The sequence below is a fragment of the Tsukamurella paurometabola DSM 20162 genome, from assembly GCF_000092225.1.
GTDB classification, from domain to species: Bacteria; Actinomycetota; Actinomycetes; order Mycobacteriales; family Mycobacteriaceae; genus Tsukamurella; species Tsukamurella paurometabola.
Window position 1 is genome coordinate 3,577,677 of sequence record NC_014158.1, and the last position, 23,643, is coordinate 3,601,319.

Genomic DNA, 23,643 nt, shown 5'->3' on the forward strand with positions numbered 1-23,643 from the left:
GGGTCATCCCAACTCTCGGTCGAGGGCGGCGAAGATGTCGTCGTCGTCGACCTCGGTGAGTTGCGCCAACTCGGCGAGGATCGCGGCATCCTGGCTGCGCGATGCACCGGTTTGCTCCGTCGCGCTCGATTCGGTTCCGGCCGCTGGAGCGTCGGCTTCTCCGGTGAGACGGCTGTGAACGTGCTCTGCGAGGGCGGCGGGAGTCGGGAACTCGAAGGCGATCGTGGTCGACAGCGCGAGTCCGGTTCGCGCGCTGAGCGCGGTGCGCAGTGCCACTGCGGCCAGAGATCCCACCCCGAGGTCGAGGAACGAGCGGTCGGCGGCGAGATCGGATGCGGCATCGGCTCCCAGCGCGCTCGCGAGCGCCTCCAGGACGACGGCGACCACCGCGCGCCGGCCACGGGCCGCACCGAGACTCCGGATTTCCGCGGCGAACGCGGCAGCTTCGTGATCGGAGCTCTCCGAACCGGAATCGTCCGGCTCCGGCAGGTCGAGCGTGGCGGCGCCGCCGATGTCGTCGCCTCCTTCGCCGCCGGTGCGACGGGGTGGGGTGTACCAGTACCGGCGGTGCTCGAACGGGTAGTGCGGCACATCGGTCGGTCGTCCGCCGGCGAGGTATCCGGCGAAGTCGACCGGGAGACCGGCGCAGTAGGCATCGGCGAGTGAGCGGAGGAAGTCGTCGGAGGAGCCCTGATCACGGCGCAGGGTGGCCAGCACCGCGGTGGGTGTCGATGCGCACTGCTCCAAGGTGGACAGCAGGGCGATGTTGAGCACGGGGTGGGGGCTGATCTCGACGAAGGCGCGGTGGCCGCGGTCGTGGGCGGCGGTCACGGCGTCCTGCAGCAGCACCGGGTTCCTCAGGTTGGCGAACCAGTAGTCGGAATCCATTCGGGCGGTATCGATCTCCGTTCCGGTGACCGTGGAGAAGAAAGGGGTCGCCGTGGAGCGGGCCGTGACCGGGCCGATGTCCCGGCGCAGCCGCTCGCGCAGCTGGTCCATCTGTCGCCCGTGGGAGGCGTAATCCACATCGATGATCCAGCACCGGATGTCGCGGGCGAGGAGTTCGCTGCGCAGCCGCTCGAGCTGGTCGGATGGCCCCGAGACCACCGTCGAGGTGGGTCCGTTCCGGCCTGCGATATCGATGTCCCAGTGGCGGGACGCGAGCAGGTCCTCGACGACGCCCGGAGCGGCTGCGATCGCCGCCATACCGCCGTTCCCACAGGCGGGTACCAGGGCGCGACTGCGCACCGCAACGATACGGGCACCGTCGTCCAGGGACAGGGCTCCGGCGACGACGGCGGCGGCGATCTCACCCTGGCTGTGGCCGATCAACGCGGTGGGCCGCACCCCGTGTGCGGCCCACAAGTGGGCCAGCGACACCATCATGGCGAAGAGCGTGGGTTGGACGGTGTCCACCGTGGCGGCGGCCCGAAGCCCTTCGTAGGGCGAGTGATCGGTGTATTCGGCGAGGGCGGCCGCGCACTGCGCGAACCGTTCGGCGAAGATCGGGGACCCCTCGAGCAGGTCGGTTCCCATACCGGCCCACTGCGCACCCTGGCCGGGGAAGAGGAAGACCGGCCGGGGTTCGGCGAGCGCGCGCACGGTGGCCGGTGGTGTTCGGAGGGCGGCGACGGCCGCGGGAGCGGAATCCGCGAGGACCACTGCCCGCTCCTCGTGATGCGCCCGGGTGGTGATCTGAGAGAAGGCGAGATCGCGCAGGAGGCCCGCCCCTTCGGCTCCGGCTGCTTCCGAAAGGCGTGCGGCGAGCGCCTGCGCGGCGCGGCGCGCTGCCGCGGTGGTGCGGCCCGAGTAGACCACCGGTACGATCGCTCGGGGCACGGCCTGGACACCGGCGTCGCCGATCGGATCGCCGGGGGCCTGTTCCACGATCAGATGCACGTTGGTGCCGCTGATTCCGAAGCCGGAGACGCCCACTCGGCGCTCCCGGCCCGCATCCGGGAATCGCTGTTCCCGGGTGAGCAGTTCGACGGCCCCGGACGACCAGTCGACGACGCCCGAGGGTGTACCGCTGTGCAGCGATGGGGGCAGGACGCCGGTACCGACCATGAACGCCGCCTTGATCAGGCTCCCAGCACCTGCGGCGGCCTGAGTATGCCCGATGTTGGGTTTGATCGACCCGAGCCACAGGGGACGTCCGGGCGGGCGGCCCTGCCCGTAGGTACCCAGCACCGCGGACGCCTCGATCGGGTCTCCCAGGACAGTTCCCGTGCCGTGCGCTTCGACGGCGTCGACGTCCTCGGCCGCCAGGCCCGCAGCGTGGAGAGCGGCCGTGATCACCGCCCGCTGCGCCGCCCCGCTCGGGGCCGTCATACCGTTACTGGCGCCGTCCTGGTTGACGGCGCCGGCGCGAATGACCGCGTGAACCCGGCGTCCTTGGGCCATGGCATCCGAGAGTCGCTGCAGGACGACGACTCCGGCGCCTTCTCCCCATCCGGTTCCGTCCGCGGTCGCGGAGAAGGACTTGCAGCGCCCGTCGGCGGCCAGCCCGCCCTGTCGGGTGAACTCGGCGAAGACGCCGGGGGTGGACATCACCGTGATTCCACCTGCGAGCGCGAGATCGGATTCGCGCGATCGCAGCGCCGCCATGGCCAGGTGCACCGCGTAGAGCGCCGAGGAGCATGCGGTGTCGAGTGTGACCGCCGGTCCGGTCAGACCGAGGAGGTAACTGATCCGGCCCGACAGCACGCTGGTCACGTTGCCGGTCACCAGGTGTCCGGCGAGACCGTCGCCGGCGCCCAGGTAGTCGCCACCGTAGCCGAACGACGTGGCGCCGAGGTACACCGCGGTTCGGCTGCCGCGCAACGACCGTGGGTCGATGCGCGCGTCTTCGATGGCCTCCCAGGCGATCTCCAGCGCGTGCCGCTGCTGCGGGTCCATGGCGGTCGCCTCGTATCCGCCGATGCCGAAGAAGCCTGCGTCGAAGCCCGCGGCGTCGCGGAGGAAGGATCCGCGCCGGCTCGCGCTGTCGAACTCCGGCCAGCCCCGGTCGGTCGGGAAGTTCTCGACGGTTTCCTCGCCCGCACACGCGGCCTCCCACAGATCTGTGGGCGAGTCGATACCTCCGCCGAAGCGGCAGCCCATTCCCACGATGGCGATGGGCTCGTTCGCGGCGGCACGGAGCCCGCGGAGATCGTCGCGGGCCTGCTTGAGGTCGACCGCCGCCTTCTTGAGGCGGTCGAGGAGCTGTGCTGCGGTGATCTCGGAGGCTTCGCTCATGACTCCAGTCCGTCCAGGAATGCGATCACGGCGTCCGCGTCGGCATCGGCCAATTCCGCCGGTGCCGGTTCGTCGGCCGCCGCCCGGGGCTCGGCGAAACGGTCCGCCAGGTCGCGCAGTCGGGCGGCGAGTTCGGTGCGGCGGGCATCGTCCTCGGCCAGCGCGCTCAATCCGGTCTCCAACTGGTCGAGCTGGGACAGCGGGTCGGGGTCGAGCGCGGCGCTGACGAGACCGAGCAGATGGCGGTGCAGCTCGTGCGGGCTCGGGTTGTCGAAGATCGTCATCGCCGACACCGCCAGTCCGGTCTCCGCGATGAGCCGGTCCCGCAGCTCTACGGTCATGAGCGAATCGAAACCGAGGTCGCGGAATGCGCGCGTGCCATCGATCCGGGAGTGCGTAGCGGCGCCGAGAACCTCGGCGACCAGTCTGTCCGTCACCTCGCGAACTGCGGCGTCGCGCGCTTCGACGGGTGACTGGGCGAGGCGGTCCAACAGCGTCTGCGGTGTCCGGCGTGGATGGTCGCTGCGGTCGTCCGGCCGGGCCGATTCGCCGTCGTGGTCGTTCGCCACCAGCTCGAACAGGCAGGTGTCGCCCGTCGCGGAGTAGGTGCGGAGGAATCGCCGCCAGTCGACGTCGGCGATCACCACCGCGGCGCCCACCGTGGGGTTGCCCAGCGTGTCGGCGAGGGCGGCGATCGCAGCGGCGGCCGGCATCGCGATCAGACCGTGCTTGTCGAGGGCGTCCGCGACGCCGTCCGTCGTGATCATGCCGACCTCGGCCCACGGTCCCCAGGCGACGGAAATCGCGGCGAGCCCCCGCGCACGCCGCTGTGCCGCGAGCCCGTCCAGGTATCCGTTCGCCGCGGAATACGCGGATTGCCCCGCACTGCCCCAGGTGGCGGCGATCGATGAGAACAGGACGAAGGCGTCGAGTTCCCGGTCGTGGAAGTACTCGTCGAGGACACGGGCGCCGGTGACTTTTCCCGCCGCCAGCCTGCGAACATCAGCCGGCTCCGTTGCCGTGAAACTCGTGAAGTCGACGATTCCTGCCGCATGGAAGACCGCCGTGATCTCGCCGCCGCTCGCTCCCTCGAATGCGGACAGGGCCGAGCGGAAGGCGGGACGGTCTCCGCAGTCCGCGGTGAGCACGGTGCAGTCGGTGCCCAGCTCGTCGAGCTCCGCGACGAGCGACGCGGCGCCGGGGGATCGCTCACCGCCGCGGCTCGCGAGCACCACCCGCTCCGCGCCGTTCCGGGCGCACCATCGGGCGATCTCGGAGCCGAGCCCTCCGGTGCCGCCGGTGATCAGGACGGTGCCGCTCGGGCGGAACGGTGCGGTATCGGCGGAGTCGACGCGGACGAGCCGCCTTCCGGCGATGCCGGATTCGGTGGAGACGGCGATCTCACGCTCGGGTGATCCACCGATGATCCCGGCGAGTCGGCCGGCCTGGGCAAGGTCGGTGGGCGAGGCGATCTGAACGATCGTGCTGATGGTGTGCGGGGCCTCGAGGCCGATGGTGCGCGCCAGCGCGGCGACGGCGGTGTGCGCGCCGCCGTCGGCGCCCGTGACGACCACCAGTGCGGCGCCGGACCGTTCGGCGAGTTGGGCGAGTCGAAGGGTGTCCTCCGGTGCCCGCTCCGAATCGGTGAACGAGAGCAGGGCCAGCACCGTGGTCGCACCGGACACGATGGTTGATCGCTCGATCTCGTCGACGGTGGCCACGATCGGCTCGTGCCCGGCCTCCAGGAGGGCCTTCCGCACGGTGTCGACCACATCCGTGTGGGTGTCGGCGGCCACCGCGAGGACCACCCGGTCGACCGGAGCGCCGCCGGCCGCCGCCGGAATGGGGATCCAGCTGGATTCGTAGCACAGTCCGGTCGGGGGCGCCGATGCCGAGCGGCGGTCCGGGATGATCCAGTAATGCTTGCGCTGGAAGGGGTAGGAGGGCATGCGCACGGCGTGCGGATCGCGGTCGCGGTAGAGGGCTGCCCAGGTGACGGGTGCGCCGTCGGCCCAGAGACGGCCGAGCGCCGTCGCGGCGTCGCGGGCCGCACCCTGCGCTGTGGTTCCGGTCTTGGGGGACATGAGTGCGGTGGCAACGGATCCGTTCGTCGCCTCCCGTAGTGCGGCGACGAGAGCACTATCGGGTCCGAGCACCAGGTATCTGGCGGGTCCCCGTTCGGCGGCCTCGTTCACCGCACCGAGGAAGTCGACCGGCGCGGTCACCTGTTCGGTCCAGTACGCCGGGTTGTGCACTGCCCGTGATCGACCGCCGGTGGGGAGGAACGGGATCCGCGGTTTCTGGAAGTCGATTTCGTCGGCGACGCCTGCGAGTCCATGAGCGGCCGCGGCCATCTGCGCAGAGTGGAAGGCGTGCGAGACCTGGAGCGTCTTGGTCCGTATCCCGGCGGCGGTGGCGGCGTCGACGGCCGCCGCGACCGCGGCGGCGGAGCCCGAGACCGTCACGGCGGCTGGTCCGTTGATCGCGGCGATCACGACGGGGTCGGTGCCATGATGCGGGGACGCGTCGCGGGTGATCAGCCCGTGCACGCGGTCCGGCGGGGCGGCGATCGCCGCCATCGCCCCGCCTGCCGGGGCTGCGCTCATCTGGGTGCCCCGTGCGGCGATGAAGCGGGCGGCCGCGTCCAGTCCGAGGATCCCGGCCGCGTGCGCTGCGGCGACCTCGCCGACGGAGTGTCCGATCACGGCATCGGGTCGCAGCCCGAGCGCCTCGACCAGACGTAGCAGGGCTACCTGGATCGCGAAGATCGCGGGCTGACTGTACCGCGTGTCGTTGAGCAGAGCGTCCGTGCCGGAATCTCCGGAATCACTGTGCCACATGATGTCCCGAATCGGCCTGTCGAGGTACCGATCAACGGCTGCACAGACGTCGTCGAGTGCGGAGGCGAAGGTGGGGCTGGCCTCGGCCAGCGCACGTCCCATGTCGAGCCATTGGCCGCCCTGACCACTGAAGACGAAGACCGTGCCCGCATCGGTGACGGCACCGCGCGCGATCGGTTCGGGTTCGCCGGGCAGGAGTACGGCACGGTGCGTCAATTGCGCGCGCCCGGTCGTCAGCGCCGCGCCGGCATCGGCGGGATCCGCGGTGTGCTCCAGTGCGTGCGGCACCGATTCCAGTAGCACCGACAGCGCGTCCGGATCGTCCGCGGACACCGGCCACACGGTCAGTCCGAGCTCCTCCGGCGCCACGCCCTCGGGCGCCCGGTGCGGCGTATCGGACGGCACCACCGGCTCGGAAACAATGACGTGCGCGTTGGTGCCGCTGATCCCGAAGGCGGAGACGCCGGCCCGCCGCCGCCGCTCACCGTGCGGCCACGGGCGCTCATCGGGAAGCAGCTCGACGCCCTGCCAGGTGACCGCCGAGGACCTGTTGCGGCCCCACAGCGACCGGGGCATCAGTTGATGCCGCAGCGCGAGAACGGTCTTGATGACTCCGGCGATCCCCGCGGCGCCCTGCGTATGCCCGGTGTTCGTCTTCAAGGCACCCACGTAAAGCGGTGCGGCGCCGTCACGGTGCTCGCCGTACGCCTCGATCAGCGCGCCGGCTTCGATCGGGTCACCGAGCGGAGTTCCGGTGCCGTGCGCTTCGACCAGGTCGATCTCGGACGGCGCGACTCCCGCGTCCGCGAGTGCCGCCGCGATCACCCGGCGCTGGGCCGGGCCACTGGGGGCAGTGAGCCCGTTGCTGGCACCGTCCTGGTTGATCGCCGTACCGGAGACCTCGGCGAGGATCCGGTGGCCGTACCGGAGCGCGTGCGAGCGTCGTTCGACGAGCAGCACGCCGATGCCCTCCGCCCAGGCGGTTCCATCCGCTTGTTCGCTGAAGGTCTTGCAGTGGCCGTCGGCGGCGAGCCCGCGTTGCCGCGAGAACTCGATGAAGAGCCCCGGGTCGGCCATGATGCTCACCCCGCCGACGACCGCCATCTCGCATTCGTCCCGGCGGAGCGCGGTGACGGCGAGGTGGAGCGCGACGAGGGACGACGAACATGCGGTGTCGACGGTGATCGCCGGCCCTTCGAATCCGAAGGTGTAGGACACCCGGCCGGACAGGACCGAAGAAGCGCGCCCCGTCACCAGGAATCCTTCGAGCGATTCGTCGACCCGGTCACCGAGATGGACGTAGTCCTGGCCCACAGACCCGATGTACACCCCCACATTCGCGCCGCGCAGCGAATGCGGATCGATCGCGGCCTCCTCGAGCGCCTCCCAGACGGTCTCCAGCATCAGGCGGTGCTGCGGATCGGTGGCCAGCGCCTCCCGGGGTGACATCCCGAAGAATCCGGCATCGAATTCTGCTGCGTCATAGATAAATCCACCGTGGCGGGTGTAACTGTGCCCCTTCGCCGCCGGATCGGCGTGATACAGCTCCGCCGGCCAGCCGCGGTCCTCGGGGAACGGTCCGATCCCGTGGCGCCCGTGCGCCACGAGGTTCCAGAGGTCGTCGGCCGAGCGCACCCCGCCCGGGAGGCGGCATGCCATGGAAACGATCACGATCGGGTCGTCGTCGAGCGACCGCGGCGACGCGTCCGGCCGGTCGGGGGCGGCATCATCCACACCGTCCGGCGCCTCCTCGTCCTCGGCCACCTGCCGCAGGAGGTAGTCGGTGAGATGGTCGGGTGTGGGGTGGTCGAAGACCAGGGTGGTCGGCAGGGCCAGACCGGTCTCCGCCGCGAGCCGGTTGCGGAGCTCGACCGAGGTGAGCGAGTCGAACCCGATGTCCCGGAGAGCGCGGCCGCCGTCGAGCGGGGAGTCGGGAGCGGTGCCGAGTACGGTCCGAACCTGGGTACGCACCAGCTCCGCTGTGAGGCGCCGCCACTCGGCGGGCAGGGCGCGGGCGAGAAGTCGCTGCAGGGCGGTGCCGGTAGTCGTTCGGGTCGCGACGGCACGACGGCGAGACGGGGGCGCGAGCGATCGGATGAGCGGCGAGAGTTCGGGATCGGTTGCCCTGCTCGTGATCACGGTGGGATCGAAGGGCACCGCCAGTACCGCGGGCGGTGCGTCCTGCCCCGGCGCGGCGAGCAGCGTATCGACGACCGCCATGCCCTGGTCCGCGCCGAGGGGGATCACACCGGTTCGCCGAATCCGGCTGATGTCGAGTTCGGAGAGGTGAGCACTCATCGCCGAGTCGGTGGCCCAGTAGCCCCAGCCGATCGCCGTACCGGCGAGACCGCGTCGCCGTCGCCTGCTGATCAGGGATTCCATGTACGCGTTGGCCGCCGCATAGTTGGCCTGCCCCGGATTGCCGAACGAGGCGACCATCGACGAGTACACCAGGAAGTAGTCGAGGTCGAGATCGGCGGTGAGTTCGTCGAGGTGCTCCAGGGCGTCGACCTTCGCCCGGAACACGGCGTCGATCTTCTCTCTGGTGAGGTTGGCGATGGTGGCGTCATCGAGCACGCCGGCGGTGTGAATCACTGCGCGCAGCGGCGGCCGGTGGGCGGTGATCCCGGCGATCACCTCGGCGATGGCGTCGCGGTCGGCGGCATCGCAGGCGACGAGTTCGGGCCGCGCGCCGAGGTCGATCAGGTTCGCGATCAGCTCGTCCGCGCCGGAACTCCGCGGTCCACCGCGGCTCACCAGCACGAGGTCGCGAACTCCGTGCTCTCGCACCAGGTGTTCGGCCACCATGCGGCCGAGTCCGCCGGTGGCACCGGTGACGAGAACGGTGCCGTTGTTCGCCGGCCGTGGCGAATCCGACGGATGCTCCGAATACCGCCGGAGCCGGGGCAGGCACAGCCTGCCGGCACGCACGGCGACCTGCGGATGGCCGGCGCGGCCGGCTGCCGACACTGCGGCCGCCGAATCCGGGTGGCCGTCGCTGTCGATGAGGACGAAGCGGCCGGGAGTCTCCGTCTGCGCGGACCGGACCAGCCCCCAGACGGCGGCGTGGACGGGATTCGCTTCCTCGTGTTCGAGTCCCGTCACCACGGCATGCCGCGTGTGGATCGCCAGCACGGCCTCTGGATCATCGGCGGCCAGATGCTCACGGAGCCGCTCCAGCACGGTCTCGGTCACCTCGCGTGCCCGTTGCGGGGCAGTTGCATCGGTACCGTCGGGCACGAGGTACGGCTCGGGCCCTCGCTCCTGTCCCGTGCCGACTGCGACGTCGTGCGGAGCGGCGTCGCGCCAGTCGACGACGTACATCGTCCGCCGGGCCTCGATCGCGGATGCGGCCATCGTCCTCGGGGTGCCGAGCGTCAAGGTCGCGGTGGGCGTGACCGGTGCGCCGGTGCGGTCGGTGATCGTCATGTCGACCACTGCTCCGGACTCGGTTCCGCCGCGCATGCGCAGTGCGATCCGGACGGCGCGCACCCCTTGCAGCAGGCTGCCCAGGCCTTCGACGCGCAACACGGCGAGAGGGGCGGCCGCACCGTCCGGATCGAGCAGGTGGCCGGCCAGCGTCCCCGCTGCACCGAGCAGTGCGGGCGCCAGAATCGCGGCGGCGGAGTCCGGGTGGTCGGAGTCGTCAGGCAGGTCCAGGTCGACGTCCAGGGCCTCCGGGCCCCTCCGCACCGCGGCGATCGACACCGGCGACTCGTCCGGACCTGCGCCGCCCGTATGGACGGTTCCGGTGACGAGTTCGGGGTCGACGGTCGCCGACGCCGGCAGCGGGTCCGGGACGGTGGCGACCGCGGGACTGTCCCGCAATTCTCCCTCGGCCACCTGGACCCAGTCGTCTTCTCCACCGGTCGATCTGACGTGAATCGTGAAGGCGGTGCGCTCCCCGCCCACCTCGGCCAGATGAACCTGCGCGATGCATTCCCGCGCAGGGGGCAGCGGCCCCGTGACGTCCAGCCGAGCGAGGAGAGCGTATCCGGCTTCGTCGCCGGCTTCGAGCGCGAGTTCGACCAGCAGACCGACTGCTGCGGCGGGGTCGTCGACCGCGATCCGCCCGGTGAACACCTCGCCTCCCGCACCCGGAGTGTGCAGGCGCGCGGTCACCAGAGGGCCGGCCACGTCCGAGCCCCCGAGTGCCGCGGCGTCCACCGCACCGGCGGGCGTGGCGGGCAACCACAATCGCGTACGCGCGAACGGATAAGCGGGTAGTCGCGCCGGGAGACCCCGGTCCCGGAAACCGAGCGGGTCTCCGTCGCCGTCGCGCGTCCGCAGGTCGGCCGGCACACCGGAGACGAACGCCTGCGCGAGAGCGAGCAGGAAGGTGGCCCGGTCGCCGGCACCGCGGCTGAGGGTGCCGACCCCCGCACCCGCGGCCGAGGATTCCTCGATCGTGGTGCTGAGCGCGTTGACCAGGAGCGGATGGGTGCTCACCTCGATGAAGACACTGCGTCCCTGGGCCAGCCGGGCGAGGCTCGCGCCGTGGAAGTCCACGGTCTCCCGGAGATTCCGGTACCAGTAGTCGGCGTCGAGGGCTGCACCGTCCACCTCGGCGGCGGTCACCGTCGAGAGCATCTCGACCGATGCCGGGCGGGGGCGGATCGCCTGGAGCCCCGCGAGCAGGTCCTCCCGGAGCGGCTCGCACACCCGTGAGTGTCCCGCCATGGTGACACCGGGTATCCGTCGACAGTCGAAACCGGCTGCGGCAACGGTCTCCGCGAAGGTATCGAGATCCCGGGCCAGACCCGCCACTGTGGTCGATCGCGATGAGTTCACCGCCGCGATGTCCAGTGCCGCACCGGATTCGCGCAATAGCGTCGCAACCTCCGTGCGCGGAGCGAGAATCGAGAGCATGCCACCGGTACCGTCGGCGGTACGCGAGACACGGCTGCGCACCACGATCACGGTCGCCGCGTCACGCAGGCTCAGTGCGCCTGCGAAGTACGCGGCGGCCACCTCCCCTTGAGAATGCCCGATCACCGTGTCGGGCCGGACCCCGTAGGACCGCCACAGAGCACCGAGGGAGACCATCGTCGCGAACAGCACCGGTTGGATGACGTCGATGCGCTCCGGGTCCGGTGCGCCGGGGGCTCCGGTGAGCACATCGATCACCGACCAGCCCGCGAGCTCGGCGATCACGGCATCCGCCCGCCGCAGTTCGGCCTCGAACACGGGCTCGCTCGCGATCAGCCCCGCCGCCATCCCCGGCCACTGCGCGCCCTGGCCGGGGAAGACGAAGGTGGTCTCGCCCGGCGCGGCGATACCCCGGCAGCCCGAGAACGGATCGCCGGTCGCCGCGGCACGCAGCGCTGCGACGGCGGTCGGCGTGTCCGCGGCGAGCACCACCACCCGGTGCGCCCAGTGCGTGCGGGTCGTCGCGAGCACGGCCGCCAGATCCCCGAGATCGGTGGCGGTTCCCTCGAGGAAGTCGGCCAGATCGGTGCATCGCCGGCTGAGCGCGGCGGCATCCGGCGCGGTCACCGCGAGCAGGTGAAGCCGATCGGCCCCGGGGTTCGCCGGCGCCGGGAGTGCGGTCGCCGCAGTGTCATCGGCCTCGAGCCAGGTGGGCTCCGCGAGGATCAGGTGGGCGTTGGTCCCGCTGATACCGAACGAACTGATACCGGCGCGGCGGGTCCGGCCGGGGGTGACGGGCCAGGGGCGCGGCTCGGTGAGCAACTCGACCCGGCCCGCGGACCAGTCGACGAACGGGCTGGGCGCGGTGACGTGCAGCGTGCGCGGCAGTCGTTCCGCTCCGAGCGCCAGCACCATCTTGATCAGCCCGACCACACCGGCGGCCGCCTGACTGTGACCCACGTTCGACTTCAGCGAGCCGAGCCACAGCGGGTCGGCGGTGTCCGGACGCTGCCCGTACGTGGCGATCAGCGCATTCGCCTCGATCGGGTCGCCGAGCTTGGTACCGGTGCCGTGGGCCTCCACGGCGTCGACCGACGCGAGGTCGACACCGGCTGCCCGGGTGGCCTCGTCGATGACCCGCTGCTGCGCGGTTCCACTGGGCGCGGTCAGCCCGTTGCTGGCGCCGTCCTGGTTGATCGCGCTGCCCTCGATCACCGCCAGGACGGGAATCCCGCGCGTGCGCGCGATGGATGCGCGGGTCAGCAGCACCAGGCCGGCGCCCTCTCCCCAGCCGGTTCCATCGGCGTCCGCCGAGAAGGCACGGCACCGGGCACTCGGCGACAGCGCTTGCTGCCGGGAGAGTTCGACGAACATTCCGGGCGTCGGCATCACGGTGACGCCGCCGGCGAGGGCCAGCGAGCACGCGCCGGACCGGATCGCCTGCGCGGCGAGATGCACGGCGACCAGGGACGACGAGCACGCGGTATCGACGGTGAGTGCGGGGCCGGTCAGTCCGTAGTGATAGGCGATGCGGCCGGAGAGCACGCTCGGAGAGACTCCGGTGAGTAGATACCCCTCGGTCTCCGGCGCCGCTGAATCCATCGGTGGGCCGTAGGGCTGCGCCATGGCGCCGACGAACACTCCCGTGTCACTACCGCGGAGGTCTGCCTCGGTCAGACCTGCGCGCTCCCAAGCCCGATGGGTGAGTTGGAGCAGGAGCCGTTGCTGTGGATCCATCGCGGTCGCTTCACGCGGCGACAGTCCGAAGAAGGCGGGGTCGAAACTGGTTGCGGCTTCCAGGAATCCGCCCTCACGCGCATAGCTGGTCCCGGGAACCGACGGGTCGTCGGCGAACAGTCCTTCGGTGTTCCAATCGCGATCGTCGGGGAACGGCCCGATCGCGTCGACCTCGTCGATCAGTAGTCGCCAGAGCGCGGCGGGCCCGTCGGCCCCGCCGGGGAGGAGGCAGTCCATCGCGATGACGACCACCGGGTCATCCGCGGCGGTGGAAGCGATCGCGGCCGTCGATGTCTCCGCGGCCCCATCGGTGGACCCGAGATACGCGATGAGCGATGCGGGAGTGGGGTGATCGAAGACCACCGAGGGAGTGAGCCGCGTGGAGGTGAAGGGCTGCAGCCGCTGCACCAATTCCACCGCACCCATCGAATCGAGTCCCAGCGCGGTGAATGTGGCAGTGAGGTCGAGTTCGCCGGCATCGGCGCCGAGGACCGCGGCGAGGGCGGCGCGAACGGTCTTGGGAGGTACAGCATCGGGATCATCCGACGAGGCGTGGTCCGCTGTGGGCTCGGGGCGGGCATGGGCGTCCGGTGCGGGCGAACCGACGAACACGGCCGCACCCGGATCGGTCTCTGCGGAGGAGGTCTCGGCGTCGAAGGCCCAGTAGCGCCGGCGGTCGAATTCGTAGGTCGGCGGCTCTACCAGGGGTTGTCCGTGGACTCGGAGCAACTCGTACGTCCGCCGGCCGGTGCCGGTCGTCACCGCGTGAACGCCGAGCGCCGTCGACAGGGTCTGCTGTTCCGACTTGCTGTGGTGCAGTACCGGAATCACGGCCGTGGCGTCGGGGACGGTCTCGCCGATCACGGCGGTCAGTGAGGACTGCGGACCGATCTCGATGAATCCTCTGGTGCCGGCCTGCGCGAGGGCGGTGACGGCGGCGTGGAAGGCCACCGGCTGGCGGATTTGCTGCACCCAGTATTCGGGGTCGGCGAGCTCGGTCGTCATGGCGCGCCCCGACACGGTCGACACGAACGGGATCGTCGGCTCCGCCAGGGTGACAGCGGTCGCGTGCTCGCGGAACGGGGCGAGTACGGGGTCCATCGCGCGACTGTGGAAGGCGTGGCTGACGCGCAGTGGTTTGGCGGAGATGCCGCGCGTGGCGGCCGCGGCGATCACCTCGGCGATCGCGTCGCTCTCTCCCGACAGCACGATGTTATCGGCGGCGTTGACCGCCGCGATCTCGACCGGGGTGTCGCCCGCGCCGAGCAGCTCGGCCACCGCGTCGGCGTCTGCGCGCAGCGAGACCATGCCGCCGCCGGAGGGAAGCGCCGACATGAGCAGGCCCCGGTGAGCGACCAGGTACACGGCATCGGCTTCGGACATCACCCCGGCCACCACGGCGGCCGCGTACTCCCCGACCGAGTGGCCCGTCACGGAATCGGGCCGGGCGCCGTACGCCCCGAGAAGAGCCGCCAGTCCCGATTGGACCGTGAACACGGCCGCCTGGGCGATTCTGGTGTCGGTCAGTTCGGCGGAGAGGGGGCTGTCCGGCTCGGCCAGGAGGTACCGACGGAGGTCGACGCCGAGCAACGGGATGAACGCTTCCGTGATCCGGTCGACGGTTTTCGCGAAGACGGGGTGCTGGGAGTACAGGCCCGCGCCCGCGCCTGCGCGCTGCGTGCCCTGGCCGGAGAACACCCAGGACACGGAGCCCGCGCCGGCGCCATCACCGGTGGCCTGCCCGAGGACGCTGGTCGACGGGCCCGCGATCGAATCGGCCAGCGCCGCCAGTTCGGCGGTGCACCCCGCGGTGCTGGGTTCCGCGATCACGGCGGTGCGGCCGAGCCGCGGACGGAGCAGGGAGATGCGGGCGGCGTCGGAGCGTTCCCGGTCGGAACGACCGGAGAGCCAGTCGTGCCACGTACGGGCCTGCCGGGCCAGCGCGGCGTCGTCGGGGCCGGATAGCAGCAGGGGCACGACGGTCGCGTCCGGTGCCGAGGGGGCACCGCCGGAACCGTCGTCCGCGCCGGCCGCCGCCTCCTCCGCTTGCGCCGGTACGGCGGACAGTACGACGTGGACATTGGTGCCGCCCATACCGAACGCGGACACCGCGGCGCGGCGGCCGGGACCGGCCCAGATCTCGGGCGTCACCTGAACGGCGAGGTGATTCTCATGCAGCGCCGCAGCGGGATTCGGAGTCACGAAGTTCGCGCTTCGAGGCAGGACGCCGTGGTGGATCGCGAGGGCGGTCCGGATGAATCCCGCGATACCCGCCGCGCCCTCCAGGTGTCCGATGACCGTCTTGACCGATCCCACGCGCAGCGGATCCCGCCCCGCAGCGCGGCGCGGCGTACCGAGTACCTCGCCCAGTGCGTGGGCTTCGATCGGATCTCCGACCGCGGTGCCCGTTCCATGCAATTCGACGTACTCGATGGTTGCCGGATCTACTCCCGCGTTCTCGTAGGCCGCGCGGAACGTTCTCGCCTGCCCCGCTCTCGCAGGCACGGTGAGGGCATCGTCGGCGCCGTCGCTGCGCATCGCGGAACCGTCTATCACGCAGTAGATGCGGTCGCCGTCGGCCCGGGCCCGTGACAGGCTCTTCAGCGCGATCAGGCCGACGCCTTCGCCACGGACATAGCCGTTCGCCCGCTCGTCCATGGTGAAGCACCGACCGTCGGGCGAGAGCGCGCCGAATGCGCCCGCAGTCTCGGTTCCCTGCGGATCGAGGATCAGGTTCACTCCGCCCGCGAGGGCGATATCGGTGTCGCCGCGTGCGACCGCCGACGCGGCCAGGTGCACCGCCGCGAGTGAAGACGACTGTCCGGTGTCCACCGTCAGACTCTCGCCACCGAGACCCAGCGCGTGGGAAAGGCGATTGGCCAGCAGCGACCGCGCGGTCGACGTCAGCGTGTGGCGATCGGTCACCCGGCCGCTCCTCGCCGCCAGGGCGGAGTAGTCGGAGCTCATCGCGCCCACGTACACGGCAATCCGGTTCGCGCGCCGGTCGGCATCCGTGATCCGTGCGTCTTCCAGCAGTTTCCAGCTGGACTGCAGCAAGATTCGCTGTTGTGGGTCCATCGCGCGCGCTTCGCGGGGCGAGATCCGGAAGAACGCGGCATCGAAGTCCGTGACCGCATCGATCAGGCCTCCGCGGGGTGCGCCGAGCCGCCACGCGTCGAAGGCATCCAGCGTCTCGGCGTCGGCGACGCCCTCCGCACCGGTCTCCAGGAAGGACCACCATGAACTCGGGGAATCCCCGCCGGGAAAGGTGCACGAGATACCCACGACGGCGACTTTCTCCGTGGTCACCATCGCCACTCCCACGCCGGGTTCTCCACCCACCACAGGCCGCCGCCCTCCGCCCCCGCGACAGGGGTCGTCGCCGGGCATCGGGGCGTGCGAAGACGCGCGCGGGAACTACACATGCATGAACCTATCCGGGAACATCGTCGTGCCGGTCATGGGCTGCGGGCCGTACGTAGTACAGGCGGTCGAACGTGAACCGATGCTAGGACAAGAAACTCTGCGCCGCTACAGATGAAATCGCCACGAATCGGACAGTCCGTGACCCCGATCCCATCGGCCTGGCGAGTTGACCTCGAGTCCACTCAGACTTAACTAGACGTTAATAATTAGGACCGAAAAATACATCTGGGGCTCATTTTCGCCCGTCGACTCCTCCCCTCCTGTCCGTTTTGCCAGCCTCGCCTGACCGCCGCATGAGCACGCATCGTGCTGCAACCTAACTATTGCGCCTGACCGATCGGTTGACTATGTTGGCCTGTGTCGTTGGATCCGTCGATCCACACGAGCCGCGGTTCTCGACCCATGGAAGGTGGCTTCCCAGTGAGCGTGGAGCGGCCAGAACGAGGCGTCACCAAACTGCGGACGGATGACAGAGCCTTACCCATCCGTATCGCTCAGTCGGCGTGGGCGGTCGATGGGATCATCACTACTCAGGCCCAATTCTGGACGTGGCTCGATGAACGCAACAGAATTTCCGCAGCCATATCGAAAGAATCCCATTTCATGATTTGAAGGGGTGGAATTTCGATCCCGGGACGGGAAATCTCGGACACACCAGTGGGAAATTCTTCACCGTCGAGGGCCTCGCCGTCAGCGTGGAATCGGATGCGCCGGTCCCCCGCTGGTCACAGCCGATCATCAACCAGCCCGAGATAGGAATTCTCGGGATCATCATCAAGGAATTCGACGGGGTTCTCCACTGCCTGATGCAGGCGAAGATGGAGCCGGGCAACTGCAACGGTGTGCAATTGTCGCCGACGGTGCAGGCGACCCGGAGCAACTACACCCGCGTGCACGGTGGCAATGCCGTGCCCTACCTCGAGTACTTCAGACAACCCCACGGACACCGGGTGATCGCCGATGTCCTTCAATCCGAGCAGGGGTCGTGGTTCTACCAGAAGCGCAACCGCAATGTGGTGGTCGAGGTGACGGACGATGTTCCGCTGCTGGAGGACTTCTGCTGGCTCACCATAGGCCAATTGCACTCGCTGCTCCTGGTCGACGATCTGGTGAACATGGACTCCAGGACGGTGTTGTCCTGTCTTCCGTTCTCGGGCAACGGATTGTCGAGCATGTACCCACTCGCGGTCGGCGCCTTCGACGCCGCGCTGGCACGATCGAGCAGCAAGGACCGCGGCGCCATCCATACCACCGCCGAGATCCTCAGCTGGGTAACGGAATCCCGCAGCCGTGCCGAAGTATCGGCGGTCCGGATGAATCTCGACGACGTCGTCGATTGGGAGCGATCCGACGACCGGATCTCGCACACCTCGGGGGCGTTCTTCGATGTCATGGCCGTGGAGGTCGAAGTACAGCGGAGGGAGGTTTCGGGCTGGACGCAGCCGATGATCGATCCGGTGGGCACCGGGATCATCGCCTTCCTGGTGCGCGACGTCGCCGATGTGTTGCACGTCCTGGTGAATGCGCGCACCGAACCGGGCTACCTCGATGTCAGTGAACTGGCGCCAACGGTCCAGTTCACACCCGAGAACTACGCACACCTTCCCGCCGAGGCGCTGCCGCCCTACGCAGACGCGGTACTGGCCGCGCCGCCGGAGCGGATCCGTTTCGACACCGTCCTGTCGGAAGAGGGCGGTCGCTTCTACCGGGCCCGTAATCGCTATCTCCTGGTCGAGGCACCGGAAGACTTGGAACCCGCGGCAGGCGAAGACTTCCGGTGGATGACGCTGCACCAGCTCGACGATCTGATCCGGCACAGCCACTACGTGAACGTCCAGGCGCGCACACTCGTGGCGTGCCTGTACAGCCTGTGGGGCGCGTCGAACCGCACGCCGGTGGACCGGAGCGCTTCGTGACGGAGGCACCGCTGCGGATCGCCTCGCTCGGTACATCGTCGATCGCCGCACGACGAACGATCCCCGCCATCTCCGCTGCGCCGGACGCCGTCCTCGTCGCGGTGGCCGGCCGGGATCGCGACCGGGTAGCGCAGTACGCGGAGAACGTGGGCGCCGAAGCTCTGGTCGGCTACGAATCGGTCCTCGCCCGCGATGACATCGACGCCGTGTACGTACCCCTACCGAATGCCTTGCACCACCACTGGATCGAGGCGTGCCTGGAAAGCGGCAAACACGTCCTCGCCGAAAAGCCGCTCACCACATCGGCCGGCGCCACTGCGGCATTGGTCGACTTGGCTGCGGCGCGCGGCCTGGTTCTGCAGGAGAACTTCGCCTTCCTCCGGCACGGACAACACCGCACCGTACGAGCGTTGGTGAACGAGGGACGCATCGGCGAGCTCCGGCACTTCCACAGCGAGTTCTGTTTTCCGCCTCTGGCCGCCGACGATGTGCGCTATCGAGCAGACCTCGGCGGCGGAGCGCTGTTGGACGTCGGGGTGTACACGGTGCGGGCCGCACAGTACTTTCTCGGAGACGCCTTGACGGTGGCGGGTGCGGTGCTGGACACGGACTCGACGACGGGCGTGGACCTCGCGGGCAGCGCCCTTCTCGTCTCGGACGATGGAGTGATCGCCAACCTCTCCTTCGGATTCCGGCACGCGTACGGGTCCCGGTACGGCCTCTGGGGATCCGGGGCCCGGCTCACCCTCGATCGCGCATTCACTCCTGCGCCCGAGGCACGACCGGTGATTCGCATCGAGGAACAGGATCACATCGAAGAAACGCTCCTCGCGGCCGAGCATCAGTTCGCGAACGCCGTCGCAGCGTTCGTCGCAGCGGTGCGCGCGGCCGAATCCGGGAACCCCGCACCCGATCGGCCCGGCGACGCAGCGAGCACGGTGCGCACCGCGGAGTTGATCGAGCAGATCGCCCAACACGCCCGCCGCGTCCGCACACCGGTATCGGTCTAGGCGGCCGGCGATCGTGCACGTGATCGGACGAGGATTCATCGCGGGACACCTACGCCGACTGGAGAACCGGCACACCACGGCGACCGTCCTCGCGGCCGGGGTATCGAGCATCGCTGGCGGATACCGCGAGCAGTTCGCCCGTGAGCGCCGCCTCGTGCTCGACAGCATCGAGGCGTGCCGGCGAGAGGACCGGCGTCTGGTACTGCTCTCGACGGCGTCTCACGCCATGTACGGCAATACGTCCCAGCCGGCGCGGGAAACGGATGCGGTGGTGCGGGATTCCGCCTACGGTCTGCACAAGCAGGACCTCGAGCACGTGGTGGCGGATTCGGCGATTCCGTTCCTGATCCTGCGACTCAGTCACGTGATGGGCGCAGGTCAAAGACCTCACCAGCTGTTGCCCGCGCTCATCGAGCAGATCCGCGGCGGCCAGGTGCGGGTGCAGCCGCACGCTCACCGGGATGTCATCGACGTCCAGGACGTGGTGACCGCGATCGACGGGCTCCTCACGGCCGGGGTCGCGGACGACGTCGTCAACGTGGCGTCCGGCAATCCCGTACCGGTCCCCGATATCGTGCGCGGAATCGCCCAGCGGATGGGTACCGAGCCGCTGGTCGATGTCCAGGACGCGCCACCGACCCGGACGGTGGTGTCGGTCGCGAAGCTGCACGCCGCGGTTCCCGTGCTCACCCACACCACCCGGGTGGACTATCTCGATCGGATCTTGGACAAGTACGTCCCCGCCTAGCCGCCCGCCGTGCGTATCGGCGGCCAACCGGACTGCACGGCGGCGTGGGTTCCGCTCTCGCCTCGTGGCTCGACGTAGTCCCGGGATCGGATTAGCAGGGCGAGCGTGGCCACGGTGAGCAGGACCTCGGGACAGGTCATCACACCGTAGAGGAAATCACCGTCGTTGCTTCCCAACGCACGAGCAGTGATCTCGAAGATGTTGCAGCCCAGCAGCAGGTAAGCGATCCACAACCAGCTCATCACCCTCGCCGGCCGCCACGAGCGCAGCGCGCCGAACCGGAGCCACACGACGAGGAGCACTGCCCAGACCCAGTGATGCGCCCAGGAGATCGGCGAGCTGAGAAGTGCGAACAGCTGCACCACGATCAGGCCGATGAGCGGGTCGCGGCGATGCACGGCGTAGAACGCGATGCCGCAGACGACCGCGGCCAGCGCGACAGCGATGAGCCAGACCGGCCCGCCGCCGATGTCGGTTCCGGCGAAGCGCGACACAGCGCCGCGCAGCGACTGGTTGACCACATTGGTCGCCGGGCCGATCCGGCTCGTGTCATGAACAAGGGTCGTGAAATACAGACGCGTTTCCCGCGGAACCACCAGCATGCTCACGCCGACCGTCGCGACGAAGCTCACGACGGTCCACACGACCGCCCAGTAGCGCCGGGATAGGAGGAAGTACGCAGCGGTGATCGCCGGCGTCAGTTTGATGCCGGCAGCGACGCCGGCGAGTGCACCGGACGCGCCGCTGCGGGACAGGTACGCAGCGAGCAGAACCAGGAACACCAGAACCACATTGATCTGGCCGTAGTCGGATGTGAGCCGCACGGGCTCGGCCCAGACCGCGGCCGCGGTGCACAGTGCGACGCGCCGAGGCGTCGCGGCGACCCCGATCATCCTGAGGGCGATCCCGATCCCCGCGAACATCAGCCCCGCGGTCAGCACCTGCATGACTGCCACGGCGATCCCGAAGGGCAGCCATGACAGAGGGGTGAACACCAACGCCGCGAACGGCGGATAGGTGAAGCCCGGGCCTGCTGCACGGGTAGGTGACAAGTTGGTCAGGCCGCGTGTGGCGCGGCCGGGTTCATGGTGGACTCGAATGCGATGGGTGTCAATCGTCCAAGGCGGCGTTGTCGGCGCCGGCGGTGGTAGGTCCGTTCGATCCAGGTGATGATCGCGGTCCGCAGTTCCTGCCGGGTGGCCCAGCAGTGGCGGTCGAGGACGTTGTTCTGCAGCAGGCTGAAGAACGACTCCATCGCGGCATTGTCGCCGCAGGAGGCGACTCGGCCCATTGATCCGCGTAGTCCGTGATATTCCAAGGCACGTCGGAATTTTCGGCTCCGGAATTGCGATCCTCTGTCACTATGAACTATGCATCCGGTGACATCACCGCGCATCGCGACAGCGTTGTTGAGGGCGTTGACGGCGAGCCGGGCCTTCATCCTCGAGTCGACGGAGTAGCCGACGATCCGCCCGGAGTAGGCATCTTTGATCGCACACAGATACAGCTTCCCTTCCCGAGCCCTGTGTTCAGTGATATCTGTGAGCCACAACCGATTCGGTGCATCTGCGGTGAACCGGTGACGAGTCCTGCCGTGCTCGTCGGTGACGGTGCATAGATCGTCGTGGACCGCGGGCCCGGGTTTGCCGCCCTTGCTCGAGCGTTTCTTTCCGAAGACGCTCCACCACCGGTTGTCGCGGCAGATCCGCCACGCAGTGCGGTCCGCCATAGGCTCACCGGCAGCGCGGGCCTCGTCTGCGAGTAACCGGTGACCGAACTCCGGATCATCAACGCTGGCGTCGAACAGGGCGTTCGCGCGATACGCCTAGACCAGCTCCGTCGCGGGGACCGGGGCGGCGAGCCAACGGTAGTAAGGCTGACGGGAGAGCTTCAAAACCCGGCACGACACCGTGACGGGAACACCGTCGTCGGCGAGCTCTTTCACGAGCGGGTACATCATTTTCCCGGCAGGTTCGCCTGCGACAGATACGCAGCCGCACGACGCAGGACCTCATTCTCCTGCTCAAGGAGCCGAATCCGCTTACGCATTTGCCTCTCGGTCGCCGACTGCGCCGCACTGCTCCCGGACTTGGAGCCGGCCTCGACATCGGCGGTCTTCACCCAGTTCATCAGGCACGACTCGCTAATGCCGAAGTCGGCAGCGATCTGCTTGAGACGGACTCCCGGCTCACGATTACGCGCGACACGGACCACATCGTCGCGGAACTCCTTCGGATACGGCTTAGGCACAGTGCACATCCTTCCAGCGGCACCCCTCGGCACCACAGATCAGATGTCACCTACCCGTGCAGCAGGCCCCCCAACGGGAACGGGCCGAAACCTTCGAGACCGAAGGTGTACAGGGCCCCGGTGAACAGTTCCTGTGCGCCTCGCACGTACACATGGAGGTCGGCGTACCCGTAGTCGATCGGAGCGAGCATTCCCGCGGCGTGCCTGACGAGCAGCGACACGGCGAGCAGCGCGAAGGACCAGAACGTTGCGCGTGATCTCGTCAGCGCTCTCATACCGCGGTCTCGACCAGCGACCCGAAGCGTTCCGCGACAGCGGCGGGCGCAGGCAGACCGGCGATCTCGTCAGCGAGCGCGACAGCGGCGCGGCGGTGGTCACCATCGGGATCGATGAGACGGGTCACCGATTCGCGCAGATCCGCCGCGGTCAGGGCAGAGGGATGGCGGTTCACTGCTGCACCCACAGCGGCTGTGCGCTCGCCGCGGATCCACAAGTCGCCGTGACGAATCGGGATGATCAACTGGGGAACTCCTGAGCTCGCCGCAGTCGCCCATGTACCGAACCCTCCGTGGTGGATCACCGCTGCGCAGGTAGGAAGCAGCGCGCTGAACGGTGCGAAGTCGACGACCCGGACATTGGCCGGAACCGGCCCGATCTCGGATCGATCCGTCCGGCCGAGCGTCACGACCACCTCGGCATCGATATCGGCGAGCGCCGCGAGGCATTCACTGAACGGGAGGAACCCGCCGCCGGTGTCGGTGCCGAACGAGGTGCTCCCGGTAATGCACACGCGGGGGCGCTCCGGTGGGGAGAGTAGCCAATTCGGAATCACTGATCGCCCGTTGTAGGGCACATACCGCATCATCACCCGGTCGGTGTCCGAAGGCAATTGAATGCTCGGCGGAATCTGGTCGATGGTGACGTCGCCCGTGAGAACCGCATCGTCGAAGTCCAGACCGTACCGGGACAGCAGTCCGGTGATCCATTCCCGCAGCGGATCTTCGGTTCTCGTCGAGGGCTGCTGCGCGGCCAAGGCCAGGAAGGTCTCACGCATCGACGAATAGACGTCGACCATCCACAGCAGCCGGGCGTGGGCCGCACCGCAGGCACGCGCCGCCACCGGTCCCGCGTACGCCAATTGATCCCACACCACCAGATCGGGCTGCCAGCTCCGGGCGAAGGCGACGAGGTCGTCGAGCACCGGCTCGGCATACAGCGCCAAGCCGTACGGAATCGCGACCTGATACTTGATCAGGACTGATTCCCAGTCCTGCCGGTCGATGAACGGCTCACTCCAATCGGCGATCTCGTTCTCGATGGCGGCGCCGTGGGTCTGCAGGATCTCTCCCATGCCGTGGTCGGCGCCGACCTCGACCGCCGTCAGACCGGCGCCGACGACCGTGTCGACGACCGCGGGCGATGCCGCGACCCGCACATCATGTCCGGCGACGCATGCCGCCCACGCCGTGGTGGCCATGGCCACCACGTGGGAGGGCTCGGCGGATGGTACGAACAGGATCTTCATTTCGATTCCCTGACCGGTTGAGGTGCGCTGCGGGAGCGGAGGAAGGGCGTACCGCTGTGCGCCGCGTGTGACCTTGTGCGCGAGG

Annotated in this window: 8 protein-coding genes and 1 pseudogene; 3 read left to right on the forward strand and 6 right to left on the reverse strand. The window is 69.1% G+C overall.

Features of this window, described 5'->3' with window-relative positions:
• Nucleotides 1-3: 3 nt before the first annotated feature.
• Together TPAU_RS17380 and TPAU_RS22980 are read right to left on the reverse strand one after the other, a co-directional pair.
• Nucleotides 4-3,237, reverse strand: coding sequence for a type I polyketide synthase (locus tag TPAU_RS17380; protein WP_013128057.1), 3,234 nt, complete (start codon nt 3,235-3,237; stop codon nt 4-6).
• Nucleotides 3,234-15,995: a type I polyketide synthase gene (locus tag TPAU_RS22980; RefSeq protein WP_160160276.1), complete on the reverse strand. Its 12,762-nt coding sequence runs from the start codon at nt 15,993-15,995 to the stop codon at nt 3,234-3,236. Before TPAU_RS22980 ends, TPAU_RS17380 begins: the two co-directional genes overlap by 4 nt.
• Nucleotides 15,996-16,717: 722 nt before the next feature.
• Between TPAU_RS22980 and TPAU_RS17390 the strand changes: the two genes are divergently transcribed.
• Genes TPAU_RS17390 through TPAU_RS17400 form a run of 3 tightly spaced genes read left to right on the forward strand, consistent with a single transcriptional unit; the run spans nt 16,718 to nt 19,783 of the window.
• Nucleotides 16,718-18,025 carry an NDP-hexose 2,3-dehydratase family protein gene (locus TPAU_RS17390; RefSeq protein WP_013128059.1) on the forward strand — a complete coding sequence of 436 codons (1,308 nt, stop codon included), beginning with the start codon at nt 16,718-16,720 and terminating at the stop codon, nt 18,023-18,025.
• Entirely contained in the window at nt 17,965-19,035 is a 1,071-nt protein-coding gene (locus TPAU_RS17395) for a Gfo/Idh/MocA family protein (protein ID WP_222836876.1), read from the forward strand. Before TPAU_RS17390 ends, TPAU_RS17395 begins: the two co-directional genes overlap by 61 nt.
• 19 nt (nt 19,036-19,054) lie before the next feature.
• Entirely contained in the window at nt 19,055-19,783 is a 729-nt protein-coding gene (locus TPAU_RS17400; protein ID WP_218022117.1) for an NAD-dependent epimerase/dehydratase family protein, read from the forward strand.
• Here the strand turns inward: TPAU_RS17400 and TPAU_RS17405 are convergent.
• The 4 genes and pseudogenes from TPAU_RS17405 to TPAU_RS17425 all read right to left on the reverse strand — a co-directional run bounded on the left by TPAU_RS17405 (nt 19,780) and on the right by TPAU_RS17425 (nt 23,558).
• A complete protein-coding gene (locus tag TPAU_RS17405) occupies nt 19,780-20,835 on the reverse strand; it encodes a glycosyltransferase 87 family protein (protein WP_187290996.1) in 1,056 nt (351 codons plus the stop codon). The genes TPAU_RS17400 and TPAU_RS17405 overlap by 4 nt on opposite strands.
• Nucleotides 20,836-20,840: 5 nt before the next feature.
• Nucleotides 20,841-22,033, reverse strand: a pseudogene (locus TPAU_RS22985) (IS3 family transposase).
• A 50-nt stretch (nt 22,034-22,083) separates the two neighbouring features.
• Nucleotides 22,084-22,308, reverse strand: a complete 225-nt coding sequence (locus TPAU_RS17420) for a hypothetical protein (RefSeq protein ID WP_041944485.1) — start codon at nt 22,306-22,308, stop codon at nt 22,084-22,086.
• Nucleotides 22,305-23,558, reverse strand: coding sequence for an activator-dependent family glycosyltransferase (locus tag TPAU_RS17425; protein WP_013128063.1), 1,254 nt, complete (start codon nt 23,556-23,558; stop codon nt 22,305-22,307). Before TPAU_RS17425 ends, TPAU_RS17420 begins: the two co-directional genes overlap by 4 nt.
• Between the last annotated feature and the right edge of the window lie 85 nt (nt 23,559-23,643).

Excerpts from the sequence above, each read along its gene's own strand:
- TPAU_RS17380 (WP_013128057.1), bottom strand. The coding sequence starts at position 3,237 with ATGAGCGAAGCCTCCGAGATCACCGCAGCACAGCTCCTCGACCGCCTC.
- TPAU_RS22980 (WP_160160276.1), bottom strand. The coding sequence starts at position 15,995 with ATGGTGACCACGGAGAAAGTCGCCGTCGTGGGTATCTCGTGCACCTTT.
- TPAU_RS17420 (WP_041944485.1), bottom strand. The coding sequence starts at position 22,308 with ATGAGAGCGCTGACGAGATCACGCGCAACGTTCTGGTCCTTCGCGCTG.
- TPAU_RS17425 (WP_013128063.1), bottom strand. The coding sequence starts at position 23,558 with ATGAAGATCCTGTTCGTACCATCCGCCGAGCCCTCCCACGTGGTGGCC.